This is a genomic window from Pontibacter fetidus, from assembly GCF_010119545.1.
In the GTDB taxonomy this organism is placed as follows: Bacteria; Bacteroidota; Bacteroidia; order Cytophagales; family Hymenobacteraceae; genus Pontibacter; species Pontibacter fetidus.
The window spans coordinates 63,976-70,074 of record NZ_JAAEAA010000020.1; the positions used below are offsets into that span (position 1 = coordinate 63,976).

6 protein-coding genes and 1 pseudogene are annotated in these 6,099 nt (G+C 45.6%); 4 read left to right on the top strand and 3 right to left on the bottom strand.

Annotated features, from left to right (window positions below; genetic code table 11):
* The first annotated feature begins 26 nt into the window (after window positions 1–26).
* Both GWO68_RS14570 and GWO68_RS17975 read left to right on the top strand, forming a co-directional pair.
* Window positions 27–740, top strand: coding sequence for an OmpA family protein (locus GWO68_RS14570; protein ID WP_162347191.1), 714 nt, complete (start codon window positions 27–29; stop codon window positions 738–740).
* 101 nt (window positions 741–841) lie between these two features.
* On the top strand, window positions 842–973 hold the full coding sequence (locus GWO68_RS17975) for a hypothetical protein (protein WP_262887499.1): 132 nt from the start codon (window positions 842–844) through the stop codon (window positions 971–973).
* 730 nt (window positions 974–1,703) lie between these two features.
* On the opposite strand, the gene GWO68_RS14575 is transcribed toward GWO68_RS17975, so the two are convergent.
* Window positions 1,704–2,342: a DUF2238 domain-containing protein gene (locus tag GWO68_RS14575; RefSeq protein WP_162347192.1), complete on the bottom strand. Its 639-nt coding sequence runs from the start codon at window positions 2,340–2,342 to the stop codon at window positions 1,704–1,706.
* Window positions 2,343–2,461: 119 nt separating this feature from the next.
* On the opposite strand from GWO68_RS14575, the gene GWO68_RS14580 reads away from it, so the two are divergent.
* Window positions 2,462–3,784 (top strand): alkaline phosphatase D family protein, encoded by a 1,323-nt coding sequence (locus GWO68_RS14580; RefSeq protein WP_162347193.1) that lies wholly within the window; start codon window positions 2,462–2,464, stop codon window positions 3,782–3,784.
* 261 nt (window positions 3,785–4,045) lie between these two features.
* Here the strand turns inward: GWO68_RS14580 and GWO68_RS14585 are convergent, their stop codons facing one another.
* On the bottom strand, window positions 4,046–4,738 hold the full coding sequence (locus GWO68_RS14585; RefSeq protein ID WP_162347194.1) for an MBL fold metallo-hydrolase: 693 nt from the start codon (window positions 4,736–4,738) through the stop codon (window positions 4,046–4,048).
* Between the two features lie 220 nt (window positions 4,739–4,958).
* On the opposite strand from GWO68_RS14585, the gene GWO68_RS14590 reads away from it, so the two are divergent.
* Window positions 4,959–5,666 carry an endonuclease III domain-containing protein gene (locus GWO68_RS14590; protein WP_162347195.1) on the top strand — a complete coding sequence of 236 codons (708 nt, stop codon included), beginning with the start codon at window positions 4,959–4,961 and terminating at the stop codon, window positions 5,664–5,666.
* 188 nt (window positions 5,667–5,854) lie between these two features.
* Here GWO68_RS14590 and GWO68_RS17730 read toward each other — a convergent pair.
* Window positions 5,855–6,099: pseudogene (locus tag GWO68_RS17730) on the bottom strand (hypothetical protein); the annotation flags it as partial.

Sequence of the window (6,099 nt, forward strand, 5' to 3'; positions counted from 1 at the left end):
TTAATTAGAACTTAAGAACAATGCATATGAAAAGTATCAGAATTTATTTATCCATCTTCGCCATTATCGGTTTACTCTTCTCGTCTTGCGCCAGCAAAACAGGTACAAGCACCGATACAACTACTACCCAAAAGAAGCCTATGAGCAAAACAGCTAAAGGCGGTATTATTGGTGCCGCTGGTGGTGCTGTAGTAGGTGGTGTAATTGGTAGAGCTGCCGGTAATACAGCTGCTGGTGCCATTATTGGTGCTGCGGTGGGTGGTACAACAGGCGCACTTATTGGTCGCCACATGGATAAGCAGGCCGAAGAATTACGTCGCGACTTAGAGAATGCTAAAGTTGAGCGTGTTGGCGAAGGTATCAAGATCACGTTTAACTCAGGTATCCTGTTTGCTACTAACTCTGATGCGTTGCAGTCTAATGCACAAACAGAGATAGCGCAGCTGGCTACTACCCTTAAAAAGTACGAAGACACCAACATCCTGATAGAAGGCCACACAGATAATACAGGTTCACGTGAGCTAAACCAGGGATTGTCTGAACGCAGAGCAGAGTCTGTTGCTACTTATTTAGGCGGACAAGGTGTATCGCGCAGCCGTATGACTACCAAAGGTTATGCTTTTGACCAGCCAATTGCTGATAACAGCACAGCAGCAGGTCGTCAGCAGAACCGCCGTGTAGAGATCGCGATTTTTGCAAACGAGAAAATGAAGAAGGCCGCTGAAAAAGGCCAGTTATAAGATTTGATGAAAGTGTAATTTTGGTGATTTTTTTCAGCCGCACTCTTGGGTGCGGCTGTTTTTTTCGCCTGTTGCCTCCCTTATATTACCAGTAAAATAATATGAAACTATACTTAAAAATGGCTTTTATAAGTGCAGCCATTTCCCTTGTTTTCAGTGCCTGCGAACGCATGAGCCAAAGCAACAAAGCGCTTAGCCAACAGGCTCTTTCCGTTAAAACGGGTATTAAATAATTTTATAGCATCTTATAGTACAGCAGCATGGGAGAAGTATACTTCTCCTTTTTTGTTTTTAGTACAATTGCTGAAGTCAGGCTATAGTGTTAGACGCTCCGATGCTTTTCAAATGCTCGGAAGTCGGTTTTGGCATCGTTATAGTTAAGCCTATAGTTTTATAGTTGCTGTTTTACCTCACCCCAACCCTCTCCTAAAAACAGGAGAGGGAGTTTAAGCCTTAGCTATAGTTGAAGTTACAGTTCTATAGTTGGCGGCATAGATCGGACAGGTCGCGACCTATCCCTACGGAACTATAGCCACGATAAATTTCGAAGCGAAGATGTTCCAAAATATAGAAATGCAGTTGCTATGAGAAAGATCGCAGTCTTTGGGTTGAGCGCCTTGTAGATTTCTGGTGCCGTCAGGCATTTCGAGGTACGAGAAAAAGAAATGTACACAGCGCGATGCCCGAAGACGGGGCCTCCCGGCCGTGAGGGCACCAAAGCTAGATTGAAACGATAGGTAAGTAAAGCTCCCAGGATTAGAGGAACTTTAAAAGGATAGCTTAGTTCAAGTAAGTATAGACTTCAATTATAAGCTAAGATGGATTTCTCGCTGCACTCGAAATGACAAATGTAAAGCTATAGGACAAATAAGATTTCTCGGCTGAGCTCGAAATGACAGTAGAGGAGTATAGCTACTAACTATAGAATTCAGATTTATCTCGGTGGTCGAAAGTACAGCGCAATTACTTCTTATTGCGAAATACAAAAGCAATCCCCATCGCTACAACACTCCCTGCAAAACCCATTGCTATATCTTTTTGTGCATCCCATATGTCGCCCTGCATCCCCAGAAAAACCATGCCTTGTTCAGAGCCTTCATACAACAGGTCAGCTAATACCCATTCCATCAGTTCGTAAAAAGCACCTAACGATAGTACCAACTCTATGGGCAGCAGGTAGCTCCAGGGCCTGTTTACTTTAAAGCCGCGGTCCAGTACCTCATGCATAGGGTAGGCAAGTAACAACCCGAAACCCAGGTGCACAAGCCGGTCGTACTGGTTGCGGGGCTGGTTTAATTGCTGCTGCAGCCATTCACCGAAGGGATTATGCGCGTACTCGTATTGGCTGCCATGCACATGCAACAGCAGGTACAGCAGTATTAAAGTATAGCTGGTGTCTGAAAAACGAAAGATGTTGTAAAATGCAGCCAGAAAAATGAGCAGTGTTAAGGTAAGCGCATTTTCGGTGAGCCAGTTTACAAGGTCAGGGGTGGTATAGGCAGAATAGAGCCAGAACGCCAGAAACAAAGCAATGTAGAGCATATGCAGCGGCTGCCTCAGGAAAGGTTTGCGAACTATAGGTTGCCTGGTAGTTATAGTCATTAGTAGAAGGTTCTGCTTTATACTTAAAACTAATACCTGTGTTTTTACAATTTTGATGCAGGCACTGTATCTTTGGGTATAAACAGAAGTGCATTTATACCTGAACAAAAAGAAAAACTATGAAATTACGATTACTGGCAGTGCTATACTTTATGTGCTGGAGCCTTGCGGCTGTAGCTCAGGAAAAATTGTTGCAGTCGGGGCCGATGTTAGGCTACTCTGAAATGCGCGAGGTAAAACTATGGGTACAGACCAAAGCACCAGCCAACGTAAAAATAAAATACTGGGCAAAAGATAATCCAGCTACTGTATACACTACCGCTACGCTTAAAACAGACGCTGCCAAAGCCAACACCGCACACCTGATAGCCGATAAAGTAGAGCCTGGCAAAAAATATAGCTACGAACTATACATCAATAACAAAAAAGTAAAGCGTAATTACCCACTCGAGTTTCAGACGCAGGAACTATGGCAGCACCGCAAAGATGCACCGGATTTTACGTTTGCCGTGGGCAGTTGCTTTTATGTGAACGACACTCCTTACGACCGTCCGGGCAAACCTTATGGCAGCACCAACCTGGAGATACTGAACTCAATATATCAGAAAAAACCGGATTTTATGCTCTGGCTTGGCGATAACACCTACCTGCGCGAGCCGGACTGGAATACGAAAACGGGCATACAGTACCGGTACACGCACACCCGCTCTTTGCCGGAACTACAACCGCTTATAGGCTCGGTGCATAACTACGCCATGTGGGACGACCACGACTACGGCCCGAATAACGCTGACCGCAGTTTCTGGGCAAAAGACCTTACCCTGGATGCTTTTAAAACTTTCTGGCCTAACCCCAACTATATTTTTAAAGATGCAGGCATAACCAGTACGTTTAGCTGGAACGATGTGCAGTTTTTTATGATGGACGACCGCTGGAATAAAAGCCCGAACTCCCGCACAACCAACAAAGCATACTTAGGAGACGAACAACTGAACTGGCTGATAGATGCCCTGCATTTTAGTACGGCTACGTTTAAAGTGATCTGTATTGGTGGGCAGGTACTGAACCCGGCCGAAGAAAAGGAAAACTATAGCAACCACCCCGAAGAGCGCCAGAAACTGCTCGATGCCATTGCCAAAGCCAATATTAAAGGCGTTATATTTTTAGACGGCGACCGCCACTTTACCGAACTAACCAAGCAGGACCGCCCAGGCACATACCCGCTCTACGATTTTACCATTTCGGCGCTAACCGCCGGGCCATCTGACCCGAAAGATGAGCCAAACACCATGCGCGTGCCAGGCACACTGGTGCTGGAAAATAACTTTGCAAAAATAAGCGTACACGGCCCGGCCAAAGACCGCAGGTTTAAAGTAACCATCTATAACGCAAAAGGCACCGAACTATGGCAGAAAGAGCTAAAAGCATCGGAACTGAAGTAAACTATAGTTACTAAATTCCCTCGTCTCTAACGCTTTCGGGCTGAAGGCCACAGGTGGCCGGAGGCCGGGTTACAATTCAAGTTTTAGAAAATATTTAGGCTATAGTTTAAAACGGCCAGAGTCCGCTGGTAACGCACTCTTGCTGGAGGTGAGCGAGGGCAACTATCATAAATGTTATTGTAGCTTATAGCTATAGTTAAAGTCAGTTTGTAACCGGCAAAGCTATAGTTCCTGCAAGAGGATTTAAGTATAAACTATAGTTTAAGCCATCAGGTCAGGTTCGTAAAACACCAACCTTATAGGGTTGTCCAGCGGGTTTTGGGTTGGGTCGCAGTGGTAGCCGAAAATCTCGTAGTTGGTAAGGTAAGGCAGCAGTTTTTTGTAGTAGGTATGGCCAGTGTTTTCGGCATTAAACGTGATCTCGTGAAAAACGCAGGTGCGCAGCGGGTTCATCTTCTCCAGCCTGTCGAAAAGCGTTTCGGGTTTGCCTAAATCGCCGGAGTAGGCAATGCGGTCGTCACCTTCATCAAACACGTAGGCATAGGTCTGCATTCCTTCGGAGTGCTGGCCGAACGTATCAATGGCAGTAAGGCCTGCAAACTGCTCCAGGGGTACAAATTCGGCGTATTTATCGGGGGTTTTTAGTTGTAGCTCAAGTAACGTATACAACTGGCTTTTAAACTGCTCCGAGGGGTATATAATTACCGGCCGCGGGCTTTTCTCGATAATGCTTTTGTATAGCAACATGGTGGCCAGGCTACCGCAATGGTCGTTGTGCAGGTGTGTAAGCAGAATATGGTCTACCCGTTGGATCAGGTTTTTGTGTACCAGCGCCGGGAAAACCGTGAAGCCGCAATCTATGAGAATGTGCTTGCCCCTGAAGTGTAGTTTTGCTGCCGAGTTCAGGTAATCTACATCAAAAGCGCCGCCGGTTCCTAAAAATTTTATCTGCATACAAGGTCTATTCGTAAGGCTCTTCTGCCAAAATATCTACCACATATAGCGTACAAAACTGCAAATAGTTGTACGCTTAGTTTAACTATAGTTGTAGCCGGTTGCCATCTATAGCTATAGTTGCTGGCCATGGGTACGTTTTTTTTAAGCTGAAGGAAAGTGTTGGGTTGAACTGTACAACTATACGTGCGTAAGAAATTGTGCAAAACTATAGGTACCCATGGATGCACACGAACTACCGCCGCAAGAAAAAACACTGCTCACGCACGAGTTGCTAAACAAAGCCTACAAACGCCTGAAACTGGAGAAACGCCGCGACCACATGCACGAGCTTATCTCTACCATGCTCTCGCACCGTACCAACCATAAAGACGAAGAAAAGGCTTTTTATACCATGCTGGAGCGTTTCGGGGATTGGGAAGGAGTGATGAATGCTGATTTTGAAGAACTGGCAGACGCTATACAAACTACCCGCTACCCCGGCCAGAAAGCACCCCAGATACAGGAAACGTTGCGCATCATTAAAGAAGAACGCGGGGAATTTAACATCGATTTTCTGGAAGATATGCCCGTAGAGGAAGCGATGGCCTGGCTGACCAAGCTACCGGGTGTAGGTCCTAAAACTGCAACTTTACTGCTGTTGTTTAACTTTTACAAACCCGTAATGCCTGTAGATACGCACGTGTTCCGGATAAGCCAGCGGGTGGGGTTGATAGGTGCCAAAGTAACCGCCAATAAAGCCCACGACCTGTTATTGCATATGCTCCCCGATGAGCCCGTAGAGCTGTTTAACTTTCATGTGCACATGTTGCGCCACGGCCAGCGGGTGTGTACTTTTTTTGCGCCTAAATGCGAAGAATGTGTGCTGCACAATATCTGTAATTATTACCAGGACGTGCGGTTTAAAGGAATTGACAAGGCGGCGTAAACTAAACTATAGTTACTGTTTCAGGAGCCTGAAGAAGAAGTAAGGAGAAACAGCAACCCAGGCCGGAATTAAAATCCAAAGGCGTCCTTGCAGGAGGTTATAGTCCTCCAACATCTGCGCCCAGGTCTTGCCTGACATAAAGCCCATGCCAAATTCAAAAACAAGGGTTAATACAAGCCAGAGGATGCCTATGTTATGGCTTGCCCCGAAGTGGCAGGTGGATACTTTTTAATTACAAACCAGATATAAACCGCAAAAAGCAACAGGAGGGTTATAGTTGAAATTTGCCGACCAGCTAATTCGCCTACATAGTTTTTATACCACAGGTCCCGTGCTGTGCCGTTAATTACGGCCAGTATGATCATCGGAAACCATAAAAGGACATATTTTAGCATAACGGTTTGGCTAAAAAGCGTTTTAATGATTTTTAGGT

What these genes read in the sequence shown, in the direction of transcription:
- GWO68_RS14570 (WP_162347191.1), top strand. Translation starts at nt 27, where the DNA reads ATGAAAAGTATCAGAATTTATTTATCCATCTTCGCCATTATCGGTTTA.
- GWO68_RS17975 (WP_262887499.1), top strand. Translation starts at nt 842, where the DNA reads ATGAAACTATACTTAAAAATGGCTTTTATAAGTGCAGCCATTTCCCTT.
- GWO68_RS14575 (WP_162347192.1), bottom strand. Translation starts at nt 2,342, where the DNA reads ATGACTATAACTACCAGGCAACCTATAGTTCGCAAACCTTTCCTGAGG.
- GWO68_RS14580 (WP_162347193.1), top strand. Translation starts at nt 2,462, where the DNA reads ATGAAATTACGATTACTGGCAGTGCTATACTTTATGTGCTGGAGCCTT.
- GWO68_RS14585 (WP_162347194.1), bottom strand. Translation starts at nt 4,738, where the DNA reads ATGCAGATAAAATTTTTAGGAACCGGCGGCGCTTTTGATGTAGATTAC.
- GWO68_RS14590 (WP_162347195.1), top strand. Translation starts at nt 4,959, where the DNA reads ATGGATGCACACGAACTACCGCCGCAAGAAAAAACACTGCTCACGCAC.